Source organism: Sphingosinicella microcystinivorans, assembly GCF_027941835.1.
GTDB lineage: Bacteria > Pseudomonadota > Alphaproteobacteria > Sphingomonadales > Sphingomonadaceae > Sphingosinicella.
In genome coordinates this window covers 2,290,859-2,303,439 of the sequence record NZ_CP116005.1, presented here as the reverse complement: position 1 = coordinate 2,303,439, position 12,581 = coordinate 2,290,859, and the positions used below count along the sequence as shown (strand labels likewise).

16 protein-coding genes are annotated in these 12,581 nt (G+C 68.8%); 10 read left to right on the top strand and 6 right to left on the bottom strand.

Going from position 1 to position 12,581, the window contains the following annotated elements; all coding sequences use genetic code 11:
• Positions 1 to 32: 32 nt before the first annotated feature.
• The 6 genes from PE061_RS11065 to PE061_RS11040 form a co-directional block, all read right to left on the bottom strand.
• Positions 33 to 833, bottom strand: coding sequence for a lytic transglycosylase domain-containing protein (locus PE061_RS11065; protein WP_271255344.1), 801 nt, complete (start codon positions 831 to 833; stop codon positions 33 to 35).
• A gap of 209 nt (positions 834 to 1,042) precedes the next feature.
• On the bottom strand, positions 1,043 to 1,408 hold the full coding sequence (locus tag PE061_RS11060; RefSeq protein WP_271255343.1) for a hypothetical protein: 366 nt from the start codon (positions 1,406 to 1,408) through the stop codon (positions 1,043 to 1,045).
• Entirely contained in the window at positions 1,405 to 1,704 is a 300-nt protein-coding gene (gene flgM / locus PE061_RS11055; protein ID WP_271255342.1) for a flagellar biosynthesis anti-sigma factor FlgM, read from the bottom strand. The genes PE061_RS11060 and flgM overlap by 4 nt, the downstream gene beginning before the upstream one ends.
• A 48-nt stretch (positions 1,705 to 1,752) precedes the next feature.
• Positions 1,753 to 2,472, bottom strand: coding sequence for a flagellar basal body P-ring formation chaperone FlgA (gene flgA / locus PE061_RS11050; protein ID WP_271255341.1), 720 nt, complete (start codon positions 2,470 to 2,472; stop codon positions 1,753 to 1,755).
• A 63-nt stretch (positions 2,473 to 2,535) separates the two neighbouring features.
• Positions 2,536 to 3,618: a flagellar assembly protein T N-terminal domain-containing protein gene (locus PE061_RS11045; protein WP_271255340.1), complete on the bottom strand. Its 1,083-nt coding sequence runs from the start codon at positions 3,616 to 3,618 to the stop codon at positions 2,536 to 2,538.
• Positions 3,618 to 3,995 carry an LPP20 family lipoprotein gene (locus PE061_RS11040; protein WP_271255339.1) on the bottom strand — a complete coding sequence of 126 codons (378 nt, stop codon included), beginning with the start codon at positions 3,993 to 3,995 and terminating at the stop codon, positions 3,618 to 3,620. The genes PE061_RS11045 and PE061_RS11040 overlap by 1 nt, the downstream gene beginning before the upstream one ends.
• Positions 3,996 to 4,196: 201 nt before the next feature.
• On the opposite strand from PE061_RS11040, the gene flgB reads away from it, so the two are divergent.
• From flgB to flgK, 10 genes are read left to right on the top strand one after another with little or no spacing between them, the layout of a single operon-like run.
• Positions 4,197 to 4,583, top strand: coding sequence for a flagellar basal body rod protein FlgB (gene flgB, locus PE061_RS11035; RefSeq protein ID WP_271255338.1), 387 nt, complete (start codon positions 4,197 to 4,199; stop codon positions 4,581 to 4,583).
• Positions 4,584 to 4,585: 2 nt separating this feature from the next.
• Complete coding sequence (flgC, locus tag PE061_RS11030; RefSeq protein ID WP_271255337.1) at positions 4,586 to 4,996, top strand: flagellar basal body rod protein FlgC; 411 nt, start codon at positions 4,586 to 4,588, stop codon at positions 4,994 to 4,996.
• 7 nt (positions 4,997 to 5,003) lie between these two features.
• Complete coding sequence (locus tag PE061_RS11025; protein WP_271255336.1) at positions 5,004 to 5,693, top strand: flagellar hook assembly protein FlgD; 690 nt, start codon at positions 5,004 to 5,006, stop codon at positions 5,691 to 5,693.
• A 30-nt stretch (positions 5,694 to 5,723) separates the two neighbouring features.
• Complete coding sequence (locus PE061_RS11020) at positions 5,724 to 7,019, top strand: flagellar hook protein FlgE (protein WP_271255335.1); 1,296 nt, start codon at positions 5,724 to 5,726, stop codon at positions 7,017 to 7,019.
• A 26-nt stretch (positions 7,020 to 7,045) separates the two neighbouring features.
• Positions 7,046 to 7,789 (top strand): flagellar basal body rod protein FlgF, encoded by a 744-nt coding sequence (locus PE061_RS11015; RefSeq protein WP_271255334.1) that lies wholly within the window; start codon positions 7,046 to 7,048, stop codon positions 7,787 to 7,789.
• Positions 7,790 to 7,808: 19 nt separating this feature from the next.
• The gene (gene flgG / locus PE061_RS11010) at positions 7,809 to 8,594 is read left to right on the top strand and encodes a flagellar basal-body rod protein FlgG (protein WP_271255333.1); all 786 of its coding nucleotides are present in this window, start codon (positions 7,809 to 7,811) and stop codon (positions 8,592 to 8,594) included.
• Positions 8,575 to 9,240 (top strand): flagellar basal body L-ring protein FlgH, encoded by a 666-nt coding sequence (locus PE061_RS11005; protein WP_271255332.1) that lies wholly within the window; start codon positions 8,575 to 8,577, stop codon positions 9,238 to 9,240. The genes flgG and PE061_RS11005 overlap by 20 nt, the downstream gene beginning before the upstream one ends.
• 16 nt (positions 9,241 to 9,256) lie before the next feature.
• The gene (locus PE061_RS11000; RefSeq protein WP_271255331.1) at positions 9,257 to 10,357 is read left to right on the top strand and encodes a flagellar basal body P-ring protein FlgI; all 1,101 of its coding nucleotides are present in this window, start codon (positions 9,257 to 9,259) and stop codon (positions 10,355 to 10,357) included.
• Positions 10,354 to 10,680 carry a rod-binding protein gene (locus PE061_RS10995; RefSeq protein ID WP_271255330.1) on the top strand — a complete coding sequence of 109 codons (327 nt, stop codon included), beginning with the start codon at positions 10,354 to 10,356 and terminating at the stop codon, positions 10,678 to 10,680. Before PE061_RS11000 ends, PE061_RS10995 begins: the two co-directional genes overlap by 4 nt.
• A complete protein-coding gene (gene flgK / locus PE061_RS10990) occupies positions 10,677 to 12,566 on the top strand; it encodes a flagellar hook-associated protein FlgK (protein WP_271255329.1) in 1,890 nt (629 codons plus the stop codon). Before PE061_RS10995 ends, flgK begins: the two co-directional genes overlap by 4 nt.
• Positions 12,567 to 12,581 lie beyond the last annotated feature (15 nt).

The following is a 12,581-nucleotide window of genomic DNA, read 5'->3' as shown; positions in this document are numbered from 1 at the left end:
TCTTCAAGACGTCAAACTCCATGTGAAGGCGCTCAGCCGAGGCTGGCGAGCGTGAGATAGGCAAGCCGGGCGGCTTCCGGTTTCGTGGTCCCGAGCAGGCCGTCGAGCGCGGCGGCGTCCTCACCGGCGAGCGCGAGCGCAAGGCTCATCGGCAGCGGCGGTTCGGGGGATGGCATGGGCGTCGCCGCGGCAAGCGCCTGATCCGGGGTATCGTCGCCCATCTTGGCGGCGAAGCGCTCGTAGACGTCCGACAGCGAGCGCGGCGTGCCGTTCGATGCGTAGAACACCGCGCGGTTCGCGGCGGCGGCGGCGGGCATCACGCGGTCGGCGCGCTGGCCGGGGTCGGCGGCCATGGCGCCGAGGAACTTCGCGGCGCCGCGCGGCCCGAGGAAATGGCCCATGTAGAGGTCGGTCGCGTTCGCCGTGCGCCCCGTCGCCGCCGCGATGGCCGCGCCGTTCTCGCGCGCCGTCTCCGCCGCCATCAGCGCGGAGGCTTCGGGCTCGTTCCTGAGGTTCATGATCGCCGTGCGAAGGCCGGGGTCGGCGATGGTGAGCCGTCCGCGCGCGTCGGTCCTGATCGCGTTCGCGGCCCACGCAAGGCCGTGCTCCGCGCCGTGGCGCTTCAGCGCGCCGAGCCAGCTCTGGTCGATGAACTGGTAAAGCCCGGTGGCGCTGCTCGTGCGCGCCTTCGCATCGGGCCTGAGGCCGCTTTCGACCTTCGCCTGGTTGTAGAGATAGTCGAAATCGACCCCGGTGCGCCGGCTCGCCTCGGCAATCGCCGTGCGGACGCGATCAGCGCCTGCAGCGATCGTAGAAAGGGGCGTCGGATTCATGACGGCTTCGTCTCCTTCGAAGGGGACGAAGCAAGGGCCGTGCCAGTGTTCAGGTGGCAGAGATCAAGGGTGTGTGGAGATTCAGCTCAGGGCGAGGCGAAAATGGTGGATTTCGAGAACCGGAGCGCAGCGTACTCAAGGTACGTGAGCACCGGAAGCGCAGAAAGCCGCCTTTTGCAGCCCGGCATGGGCTGAATCTTCACACACCCTCAGGCGCAGTCGAGGTCCAGTGTGCGGTAGCCGCCGTCCATGCGGCCGTTGCGGCCGTAGCGGACCTGCGGCGCGTGTCCGGCCGCGCGCGACAACACGGCGAGGCGGCGCTCGACGCCCGCGAGCAGCAGGTTCACGCGCAGCGCCGCCTGCTCGCAAAGCTCGGCGCCTTCGCGGATCAGCGCGTCGGTCTCGGCGTCGCTGGCGACGATCGGCGAGAGCTGGAGCGCCGAAATGGCGGCGAGCTTCGCGGGCGTCGACGATTCGAGGACGCTGATGTCCCCGCTTTCCAGCGCCGCGATCTCTGCGCGCAGCGTGTCGTTCAGGGTCTTCAGCGTCTGCCGGTAGGCAGGGGCGTCCGTCATTCGGCCGCCCAGCCGAAATCGAGATCGACCATCTTGCGGGCGATCTGCTCGGGGTCGACCTTGTAGCTGCCATTGGCGATGGCGGCGCGAAGCTCGGCGACGCGCGCGGCATCGACCGGCGCGGAGGCGGCGTCCCGCGCGGCGGTGGCAAGCTCGGAAAGCTCGGCGCGCGCAGGCGTCGGCGCGGTTTCGGCCTTCGCGGTCTTCGCCGCGCCCGCCGCCTTCGCCGCAGCCGGGTCAAGCAGCACCGATGCTCCGTTCAGCCCCGCCGGGCGGCCAGAAATTCCGTCTACCATCCTATCGCCTCATCATCGCCTGAGCAGCGCAAAAAGCCCGTTATGAATTCATTCACGACCGTCTTCCGGATTTTTATAGCCCGGAAGCGCAACAATTCCCGGTCCGACCACGATCGCCTGCATCCGGCTGCCCGACGCGACGTTGCGAACCCGCACGCGGCCGCCCACGGGCGCGTCCTGCTCGGCGACGCCCTCGACCGCGACCTCGATCCCCGTCCCGCCGCTTTTGATCTGCACGGGATCGCCGCGTTTCACGGCATTGGCGGCGATCAGCATGTTGGCGCGCACCGCCTCGCCGGGACCCAGCGCGCGGATCACCACCTTGCCGACCACCTGGTCGACCGCCGTGACGCCGCCGGGCACGTAGGTATCGGGCCGGAAATCGACGTCGCCCGCCGTGATCGTGCCGCCGCGCGGCACCGGGCGAACGACGACCACGCTGCCGCTGCCGCCCTGCACGGCCCCCTGCCCTGCGGGGTTCATGTGCACGGGCACGTAGATCTGCCAGCCGTTCGGCCCGCCGCAGCGGACGAGCACGGTGGTCTGCCCGGTACCGTACCAGACGAGTTCCGGCCGCACCGCGCAGGCGCCAAGCTTCAGGCGCCTGTCGACGCGCGGCGTGCGCTCCGGCCCCGTGAACGCGCCGATGTGCGCTTCGAGGAGATCGAGGTTTTCGAAGATCACCGGCTGCGCGGCAGCCGCGGGCGCGGCGACGGCAATCATTGCCGCCAATGCCAACCGGCGTCGGGAAACCGTCGCTTTGTTCATCCAGCCTTGCATGACACATTTCCAAGCAATGTCCATGCCAAGGCCGGAAACGAGCGCCGGAAATCAGCGCAGACGCACCGCCGTCCGCGTCCCCGGCGGCACGCCGTCGCCGAGCACGCGCGCCCGCGCGGCGCTGCCCGACACCGAGACCACCTCGGCGAAGGTCCAGCCCAGCATCGCCTCTGGCCCCGCCCCCGCCGCGACGCGTACGTCGCCGAGCCCAAGGAGATCGCCGACGACGAGATCGCCGCCCGCCGCCGAGATCAGGAGCTCGTCGCCCGAGGCCCCGTTCACGGCCACTTCGAGCGGGCGGCAGCGCGCGAACGCGCCCGCTTCCTCCACGAGATCGGCGAGCTTGCCGCCGAAATCCGGCGCGACGGCGCGCCGCGACGGCCGGTAGTCGGCGGGCGCATATTCCCACGTCCGCGCCGCCAGCGTCCAGTCGCTGCCCCGCGTGATGCGCCCAAGCAGCGTGCCGCGCACGGCGTCGAACACCTCGACGCCGAGCACCGCCTCGGCGCGCTCGCCCGTCACGAGGCCGATGCCTTCGACCCGGCGCGGCCGTATCTCGACGAAGGGCTGGACGAACAGGCCGTAGCCGGGCGCGCCGCCGTGCGCGAGCGCCGCGTAACGCTCGGAGGATCGCCGCGCGGCGACGAGCGGCGGCGCGGCGGCATCGCCGTAGGCGCGCCGGAACGCGCGCTCGGCATCGGCGCGCACCGGCTCCGCGATGGCGGGATCAATGGCCGGGTCGATCTCCACCCGGAGCGCGCCGACGTGCATCGCCGGCCGCACCGCCGCGTTGCACTTGTGGGCTTCGAGCGGTGCAAGCGTTGCGGATACCGCAACCCGCAGCAGGCCGCCGTCGCGCCATTCGTCCGTCACCTCGAACCCCGTCACCTTCGCGCGCGCGGTCGCCCAGAGCGTATCGGAGCGCACGATGTTCCGGTCGATGACCGTCCGCGCCTCGACATCCATGCCCCCCGCCGCGACCGCCTGCCTGAGCGCGTCACCGATCGCCGCGCGCCGCGCGCGCGCCGCATCGGCGCCGAGCGGCGCGGCGCCTTCCACGTCCACGCGCACGTCCGCGGCGGCGGGAAAGGCCGCAAGCGCGAGAGCGGCAAGAAGAACGGCCCCGCGGCGCATCAGTCGGCCCCGCCCGCCGGGCGCTTCATCTCGACGATGGTTTCGTAGGTGTCGTCGCCCTTCGGCGTGATCTTGACGATGCGCGCCCCGGCGACCGTGCCGCTGACGGTCGCGCGGATCGAATCCGACTGGAGCGACGTGTTCGCCGCGGACGACTGCGACTGGAGCTTCACGCCGTAGACCTGCTCGGCGAGGTTGCGCAGCGCGGCGAGGTGCGAGGCGCGGATCGCCAGCAGGCGCCGCTCCTCGTCCGTCTTCGCGGGCTGCGACGAGATCGGCGCGAAGCCGACGCCGGTGAGCACGGCGGGCACCGCCTCCTGCGCGCGCGCGGGCAGGGCAAACAGGGCAAGCGCCGCAAGGACGGACCGGGACGTCATGAGTCTCATGGCAGGAATAACGACAGCTTCGGGTTAAGATTAAGTGGGCGCCGCCGCCGCGTCGGGAAACCGACGGAAGGCCGTCAAGGCCCCGACAAGGCGCGTTTGGGCGCAAAATATCTCCATGAAAATCATGATCTTACCGATCTGGCACGCGGCTTGCTGGAGCGGCAGCGGACAAAAGCATCAGGACGTGCCGCAATGGACGTACTCGACAATTATTTCGGTGTGCACGCGCAAGCGCTCGAATTGCGTTCGAAGCGCCTCGAGTTGCTCGCCTCGAACATCGCCAACGCGGCGACGCCCGGCTACAAGGCGCGCGACATTGATTTCGCCGCGCAGCTGAAGGCGGCCGAAAGCGGCGGCGCGCTCACCGTCACGACGAGCAATCACATCGGCGTCGGCGGCCCCGGCCCGGCGGGCGGCGCGCTCTACCGCATCCCGAACCAGGCGTCGCTCGACGGCAACACGGTCGAGCTTTCCACCGAGCAGACGCGCTTCGGCGAGAACGCCGTTCAGTACCAGACGACGCTGGCGTTCCTGAACGGCCGCATCAACACCCTCACCCGCGCGCTGAAAGGCGAATGACGATGGCCGGCCTTTCGATCTTCGACATTTCCGGCCGCGCCATGTCGGCGCAGCTCGTGCGGCTCAACACCACGGCGAGCAACCTCGCGAACGCGGGCTCCGTCGCGCGCAGCGAGGCGGAAGCCTACAAGGCGCGCAAGCCCGTGTTCGAGACCTACTTCGATCAGGCGAGCGGCGGGGCCGCGGCCACGGTGGACGTCGTCGATGTCGTTTCCGCCGGCGGCACGCCCGTGAAGCGCTACGATCCGGGCCACCCGCTCGCGGACAAGGACGGCTACATCTACGAGGCCGCGGTCGACCAGACGCAGGAGATGGTCGAGCTGCTCGAGGCCTCGCGCCAGTATCAGAACAACGTCGAGGTCATCCAGACCGCGAAGTCGCTGATGCTGAACACGCTGAAACTCGGACAGTGAGGCGGGCATGACAACGACCGGCACCGGCAGCAGCCTCGATCTCAACGCGCTCGGCATCAAGGGCTACGAGACGGGAAGCACCGTCACGCAGAAGAGCCAGCTCGACCAGAGCGATTTCCTGAAGCTGCTCACCACGCAGCTCAAGAACCAGGACCCGCTGAACCCGATGGAGAACGAGGCGTTCGTCGCGCAGATGGCGCAGTTCTCGTCGCTGGCGGGCATCACCGAGATGAACACCAAGCTCGGCAGCATCCTCGATTCGCTGAACAACAACCAGCTTTCGACCGCCACCGGCCTTGTCGGCAAATACGTGCTGACCTCGGGCGCCAAGGCGGTGCCGGACGCGACCGGCGCCGTGTACGGCGCCATCGCGATCCCCGAGGGCGCGACCGACACGACGATCGCGATCAAGGATTCCACCGGCGCGACGGTCCGCACGCTGAAGCTCGGCGCCGTCGAGGACGGCATCCACGAGTTCGCGTGGGACGGCAAGAACGACGCGGGCGAAGCCGTGGAGCCGGGACCCGTGACCATCGAGGCGACGGCGAGCGTCGGCGGCAAGCGCGAAGCGCTCTCCACCTCCGTCTATGCCCTCGTCCAGTCCGTCAGCATGGCGACGGCGAACAGCCCGATGACGCTCGACCTGCTCGGCATCGGCTCCGTCACCTTCGACAAGGTTCAGAAAGTCAGCAGCTAGTTTTCACCGTTTCGACAGGAGACCCTACCCATGGCCATGTACACCTCGCTCACCGGCCTCAACGCCGCGCAGACCGATCTCTCGACGACGTCCAACAACATCGCGAACGTCGGCACGGTCGGCTTCAAGCGCTCGCGCGCCGAGTTCGGGGACATCATCTCCAGCTCCGCGCTGCAGAGCGCCGGCCGCGTCGCCGGCTCGGGCACCGCGCTCAAGACCATCAAGCAGCAGTTCACGCAGGGCGCGATCCAGTCGAGCCTCAACGTCATGGACCTCGCGATGATGGGCGAAGGCTTCTTCATGGTGAAGTCGACCTCGGGCACCACCGACATGCAGTTCACGCGCAACGGATCGTTCAGCGTGAACAACGAGCGTTTCGTCGTGGATAGCGGCGGCCAGGCGCTTCAGGTCTATCCGGTGAACGATTCGGGCACTGTGATCTCGACGAGCATCAACGACACGCGCGCGCTGCGCCTGCCGCTAACCTCGGGCCAGCCGCGCGCGACGACCGGCATCAACCTTGCGCTCAACCTGCCGTCGGATGCGGAGGTGATCCCGAACAACCCGATCTTCACGCCTGCGAACCCCTACGCGTTCAACCCCGGCAACCCGGCGACGTACAACCGGTCGACATCGACGACCGTCTACGATTCGCTCGGCAATCCGATGGCGGCCGAGATCTACTATGTGCGCATGTCGAGCTCCAACTCGTCAGCGACGACGAACGACTGGAATGTCCACGTGATCGTCGACGGCACGGAACTGACGCCCTCGTCGGGGCCGTCGCCGATGCAGCTCCGCTTCGACAACTTCGGGCAGATCGTTTCGCCGACCGGCGGCGTCGCCTTCGACCCGCTGACCATTCCCGGCGGCGATCCGCTGCTGGTCTCGATCAACCACGGCACGTCGACCACCCAGTATTCGGACCCGTTCTCGATCGTCTCGCTGACGCAGGACGGCTACCCCTCGGGCCGCCTCGACAGCGTGACCGTCGACAACAACGGCGTCGTGCGCGCCAGCTTCACCAACGGCCAGACACAGGCGCTCGGCAAGGTGGCGGTGGCGACCTTCGCGAATGCCAACGGCCTCAAGCAGACCGGCGACGCGCACTACACCGCCACGGGCCTCTCCGGCGAGCCGATCCTCGGCGAGGCGGGCGCGAGCGGCGTCGGCACGATCCGTTCGGGCGCGCTCGAAATGGCGAACGTCGACATCACCGAGGAGCTCGTCAACCTCATCACCGCGCAGCGCAACTTCCAGGCGAACGCGAAAGCGATCGAGACGGACAGCGTCATGACCAGCGCCATCATCAACATCCGCAGCTAAGCGGATTGATCTGACCGGAACCGCCGATGGACCGTCTCGTCTACACCGCCCTCTCCGGCCTGCGCAGCGCCATGGCTGCGCAGGACGTGACGGCGCACAACATTGCGAACGCGAGCACGATCGGCTTCAAGCGCGACGTCAGCGAAGCGCAGAGCCGCCACCTCGTCGGCGGGCAAAGCTTCGCCAGCCGCATCCAGGCGGCGGAAGGCACGCTTGCCGCCGATCAGGCCCCCGGCACGGTGAACCAGACCGGCCGCGCGCTCGACGTCGCGATGACGGGCGAGGCGATGATGGCGGTTCAGGCCCCGGACGGGACCGAGGCCTACACGCGCCGCGGCGATCTTCGCATCAGCGCGACCGGCATTCTTGAAACCGGGGACGGCCTCGTCGTCGTCGGCGAGGGCGGACCGATCACGGTGCCGCCTGCGAACACGGTGGAGATCGGCGCCGACGGCACGGTCAGCATCCGCCCGCAGGGCGGCCAGCTCAACGAGATGACCGAGATCGGCCGCATCAAGCTGGTGACGCCCGAGCAGGGCGCGCTGAAGAAGGGCCTCGACAACCTGATGCGCACTGCGAATGGCGGCGAGATCGCGCAGGATGACGCGGCGCGGCTTTCGACCGGCGGGCTTGAAGGCTCGAACGTCAACATGATGGCCTCGATGGTCGACATGATCGAGCAGGCGCGCGCCTACGAGGTGCAGATGCAGCTCGTCACTAGCGTCCGCGACATGGACATGAGCAGCACGTCGCTGCTGCGTCTGGAATAGCAAGGAAGGAGTCCGGCACATGAGCTCGGCACTGCACACGGCACGGAGCGGCCTCGACGCGCAGGACATGCGTATGCGGGTCATCTCCAACAACCTCGCCAACGTGAACACCACGGGCTTCAAGCGCGACCGCGCCGAATTCCAGAGCCTGATGTACCAGAACTACCGCCAGGCGGGCGCCAACAGCGAGCAGGCCACGCAGTATGCGACCGGTCTCAACATCGGCACGGGCGTGCGCGTCGTCGGCACCGAGCGCATCAACACGCAGGGCTCGATGCAGGCGACCGACAACCCGACCGACATGGCGATCAACGGCGACGGCTATTTCCAGGTGCTGAAGCCGGACGGCACGATCACCTACACGCGCGACGGCTCGTTCACGGTGAGCAGCGAGGGCCTGCTCGTCACCAACGACGGCTATCCGCTGCAGCCCGACATCACGATCCCGGAAGGCGCTCAGTCGCTCACCATCGGCAAGGACGGCACCGTCAGCATCGTCAATCCGGGCGATGCGACGCCGAGCCAGATCGGCCAGATCCAGATCGCCAACTTCCTGAACCCGGCCGGTCTCCAGCCGCTCGGCGACAACCTCTTCGCCGAAACCGCGGCGAGCGGCGCGCCGATCGTCGGCACGCCCGGCGTCGACGGCCTCGGCGAGATCAACCAGAACATGCTCGAAACCTCGAACGTCAACATGGTCGAGGAAATGGTCAACATGATCGAGACGCAGCGCGCCTACGAGGTGAACTCGAAGGTGATCTCCACCGTCGACGGGATGATGCAGTATGTCACGCAGAACCTTTAAGGCCGCGGCGTTCTCGCTGCTCGCCGCCACCACGGCGTGCGCGGCGCCCTACGAGCGGCCGATGGCGGAATTCTCGCCGAGCTACGCGCCGACGCCGCAGCAGCCGGTGCAGGCGACGGGCGCGATCTACCAGTCCGGCCGCTTCGCGAGCCTCGTCGAGGACAACCGCGCGCGGCGTGTCGGCGACGTGCTGACCATCGTGCTCGTCGAGAAGACGCAGGCGGCGAAGTCGGTGTCGAGCGCAAGCTCGCGCAACAGCGACATGGCGCTCACCCTGCCGAACGCGAAGCCCTTCTCGTGGGTGCCGGACGGGCTGCTTTCGGGCGGCAGCGGCCAGAGCTTCGCGGGACAGGGATCGGCCGCGCAGTCGAACCAGCTGACCGGCGAGATGACCGTCACCGTGGCGCAGGTCTACCCCAACGGCACCATGCTCGTGCGCGGCCAGAAGCTCATCAAGCTCAACCGCGGCGAGGAGTACCTCCAGATCTCCGGCATCGTGCGCCCGCAGGACGTGACGCCGGAGAACCGCGTCGCCTCCACGCGCGTCGCCGACGCCCGCATCGCCTATTCGGGCACCGGCGAGCTCGCGCAGCAGACCCGCATGGGCTGGCTGCAACGCTTCTTCACCGCAATTACACCCTTCTAGGTCCAAAGGACTCGCTATGCGCCTTCGCCGCTTCCTCATCGCTCTTGTCCTCGCCTGCGGTTTCACCGCACCGGCGTCTGCGGAGCGCGTCAAGGACCTCGGCGACTTCGCCGGCATCCGCTCGAACCAGCTCGTCGGCTACGGCATCGTCGTGGGTTTGAACGGCACCGGCGACGACAACCTCGAATACACGATCCAGAGCATGAGGAGCGCCATCGCGCGCTTCGGCGTCGTCATCCCGCCGGGGGTAAAGGCCAGCCTCAAGAACGCCGCCGCCGTGATGGTGACGGCGGACCTGCCGCCGTTCGCGAAGCCCGGCCAGAAGATCGACGTGACCGTCTCGGCGATCGGCAAGGCGAAGTCGCTTCGCGGCGGCAACCTGCTGCTGACGCCCCTCGTCGGCGCGGACGGCGAGGTCTACGCGATGTCGCAGGGCAGCCTCGCCGTCGGCGGCCTCGGCGTCGAGGGGCAGGACGGATCGAAGGTGACGGTGAACGTGCCCTCCACCGGCCGCATCCCGCAGGGCGCGTCCGTCGAGCGCATGGTCGACACGCCGTTCGCCACTTCGCCGAGCCTCGTCCTCAACCTCCGCGAGGCCGATTTCACGACGACGCAGCGCGTCGCCGACGCCATCAACAAAACGCTCGGCGGCGGCACCGCCACGCCGATCGACGCGGTTTCCATCGAAGTGACCGCGCCGATGCAGGCCGACCAGCGCATCAGCCTCGTCTCGATCATCGAGAACATCGAGGTGCAGCCCGCCGCCCCCGCCGCGCGCGTCGTCATCAACTCGCGCACCGGCACGGTGGTGATCGGCGCCAACGTCCGCGTCTCGCCCGCCGCCGTCAGCCACGGCAGCATGGTGGTGAAGGTGACGGAGAACCCGCAGGTCAGCCAGCCCGGCCCCTTCTCGCGCGGGCAGACCGCCGTGGTGCCGGACAGCGGCATCGAGGTCGAGCAGGGCGGCGCGCACATGTTCCTGTTCAATCCCGGCGTCGCGCTCGACGACATCGTGAAGTCGGTGAACGCCCTCGGCGCCACCCCGGCCGATCTCGTCGCCATCCTCGAAGCCTTGAAGCAGGCGGGCGCGCTCAAGGCGGAGCTGATCGTGATATGAGTACGATCGGCGGCCTTCAGAACGGCGGAACCGCGGCTGTCGACGACAGCCGCCGGAACACGCAGGCGAACCTCGACAAGGCCGCACAGCAGTTCGAGGCCGTGTTCGTGAACCTGATGCTGAAGCAGGCGCGGCAGTCCGTGCCCGACGGCGGCCTGTTCCGGAGCGAGGCCCTGAAGACCTTCCGCGAGATGCAGGACCGCGAGCTTGCGGGAACCCTCGCCAAGCACAGCCCGCTCGGCATCGCCGAGGCGCTGAAGGACTTTCTCGCCCGCGGCCAGAAAACCGCGGCGACCGCGACGAACGAAGGCGAAGCGAAATGAGCGACCTCCTCAGCCTCGGCGCATCGGGCGTCCGCGCCTACCAGACCGCGCTCGACATCGTCGGCGAGAACATCGCTAACGCCAATGTCGCGGGCTACTCGCGGCGCACCGCGATGGTGACGGAAAACCCGTCCGCGGGCGGCGGCTTCCCGCTGGTCCGGCAGACCGCGGCGGGAAGCGGCGTCAACGTGAGCGGCGTCGCCCGCGCCTACGACGCCTTCCTCGCCAGCGATGCGCGCACCGCCTCGGGCGACTACGCCCGCGCCCAGACGCGGCAATACTGGCTGAGCGAGATCCAGTCGTTCCTCAACACCGGCTCGCAGGGCCTTTCCGGCCGGCTGACCGCCTTCTACAACGCCGCGCAGGACGTCGCCGCCGATCCGACCGCGCTGTCCGCGCGCGACGCCTTCCTGTCGGCGGCGGGAGAGGTCGCCGCGCAGTTCCGCAGCCTCGCGCAATCCTTCGACGCGACGCGCGTCGGCATCAAGCAGGACGTCGACCAGACCGTCGACCGCATCAACGACCTCACCAGCGCGCTCTCGACGCTGAACGGCACCATCCGCCGCACGGCCGCCGGCACCTCCGCCTCCGCGAGCCTCGCGGACGAGCGCGACCGCCTGCTGAACGAGCTTGCGACGCTGACGAAGATCGACGTCACCGTGCGCGGCGACGGCACGGTCGACCTGCGGCTCGACAATGCGAACGGCCCCATCCTGCTCGACCAGATGGGCGCGAAGCTGCTCGGCGCCACCGAGGCGAACGGCAAGATCAGGCTGACGCTCGATCCGTTCGGGAGCAGCGGCACGATCCCGGTGCCCGGCAGCGGCGTGCTCGCGGGCCTTTCCGACGCCTACACGCAGAACAGCGACAGCACGGCGGCGATCGACACGCTCGCCCAGCAGTTCATCACCAGCGTCAACGCCGCGCACCGGCAGGGCGTCGACCTGAACGGCGTGGCCGGCGGCGACCTGTTCGCGGCAAGCTCGCTGGTGGCGACGCCGTCGCGGACCAACACCGGGCAGGCCACGCTCGACATGCAGGTGACAGACGAATCCCTCGTCTTCGCCGGCGGCTACGAGCTCTGGTACGACGGCGCGACCAGCCAGTGGACGCTCTCGCGCGCCGACGGCAGCGCCTCCGTCACCGGCAGCGGCACGCTCGATCTCGACGGCATCCACCTCGAGCTCGGCGGCGCGCCGAGGGGCGGCGACTGGTTCCAGGTGAGTGGCGTCAGCGGCGCCGCGGGTATGCGCGTCCTCGTCGGGGACGGCGCGGACGTCGCCGCCGCAGCGCCGTGGTCGGCCGATATTTCCGCGGCCAATCAGGGCACGGGCACCGCCGCGGTCCGCAGCAATCTGGCCGCCGCGACGATTCCCGCGCCGGTGCCGACGAGCTTCACGGTCCGCATGGGCGCGGGCAACACCTACGAGATCATCGACACCGCCGACACGGCCGTGCCGCCCGCCGTGCTGGCGAGCGGCCCCTACGTGCCGGGCGCATGGATCCCGGTGAACGGCTTCGACGTGCAGCTTTCGGGCGCCGTCGCGGAAGGCGACAGCTTCGTCGTCGTGCCGACGGCGGCGGGCATGGCCGACAACGCCAACATGCTGCGTATGATCGACACGCGCCTCGGCAGCCCCGGCTTCGAGGGCCGTTTCGCGCGCGAGGTGACGCGCGTCGCGACGAGCCTCAACGACACGAAGGCGCTTGCCTCCGCGACGCTCGCGATGCGCGACAAGGCGCTCGAAGCGCGCGATGCGGCGTCCGCGGTCAATCTCGACGAGGAAGCCGCCGATCTCATCCGCTTCCAGCAGGCCTATCAGGCCTCGGCGAAGATCATCGCGGCCGCCCGCGAGATCTTCCAGACCATCATCGACATCCGCTGAGCTTTTTCGGGGAAC

Coding starts and splice junctions, on each gene's coding strand:
- PE061_RS11065 (WP_271255344.1), bottom strand. CDS start 833: ATGAATCCGACGCCCCTTTCTACGATCGCTGCAGGCGCTGATCGCGTC.
- PE061_RS11060 (WP_271255343.1), bottom strand. CDS start 1,408: ATGACGGACGCCCCTGCCTACCGGCAGACGCTGAAGACCCTGAACGAC.
- flgM (WP_271255342.1), bottom strand. CDS start 1,704: ATGGTAGACGGAATTTCTGGCCGCCCGGCGGGGCTGAACGGAGCATCG.
- flgA (WP_271255341.1), bottom strand. CDS start 2,472: ATGAACAAAGCGACGGTTTCCCGACGCCGGTTGGCATTGGCGGCAATG.
- PE061_RS11045 (WP_271255340.1), bottom strand. CDS start 3,618: ATGCGCCGCGGGGCCGTTCTTCTTGCCGCTCTCGCGCTTGCGGCCTTT.
- PE061_RS11040 (WP_271255339.1), bottom strand. CDS start 3,995: ATGACGTCCCGGTCCGTCCTTGCGGCGCTTGCCCTGTTTGCCCTGCCC.
- flgB (WP_271255338.1), top strand. CDS start 4,197: ATGGACGTACTCGACAATTATTTCGGTGTGCACGCGCAAGCGCTCGAA.
- flgC (WP_271255337.1), top strand. CDS start 4,586: ATGGCCGGCCTTTCGATCTTCGACATTTCCGGCCGCGCCATGTCGGCG.
- PE061_RS11025 (WP_271255336.1), top strand. CDS start 5,004: ATGACAACGACCGGCACCGGCAGCAGCCTCGATCTCAACGCGCTCGGC.
- PE061_RS11020 (WP_271255335.1), top strand. CDS start 5,724: ATGGCCATGTACACCTCGCTCACCGGCCTCAACGCCGCGCAGACCGAT.
- PE061_RS11015 (WP_271255334.1), top strand. CDS start 7,046: ATGGACCGTCTCGTCTACACCGCCCTCTCCGGCCTGCGCAGCGCCATG.
- flgG (WP_271255333.1), top strand. CDS start 7,809: ATGAGCTCGGCACTGCACACGGCACGGAGCGGCCTCGACGCGCAGGAC.
- PE061_RS11005 (WP_271255332.1), top strand. CDS start 8,575: ATGTCACGCAGAACCTTTAAGGCCGCGGCGTTCTCGCTGCTCGCCGCC.
- PE061_RS11000 (WP_271255331.1), top strand. CDS start 9,257: ATGCGCCTTCGCCGCTTCCTCATCGCTCTTGTCCTCGCCTGCGGTTTC.
- PE061_RS10995 (WP_271255330.1), top strand. CDS start 10,354: ATGAGTACGATCGGCGGCCTTCAGAACGGCGGAACCGCGGCTGTCGAC.
- flgK (WP_271255329.1), top strand. CDS start 10,677: ATGAGCGACCTCCTCAGCCTCGGCGCATCGGGCGTCCGCGCCTACCAG.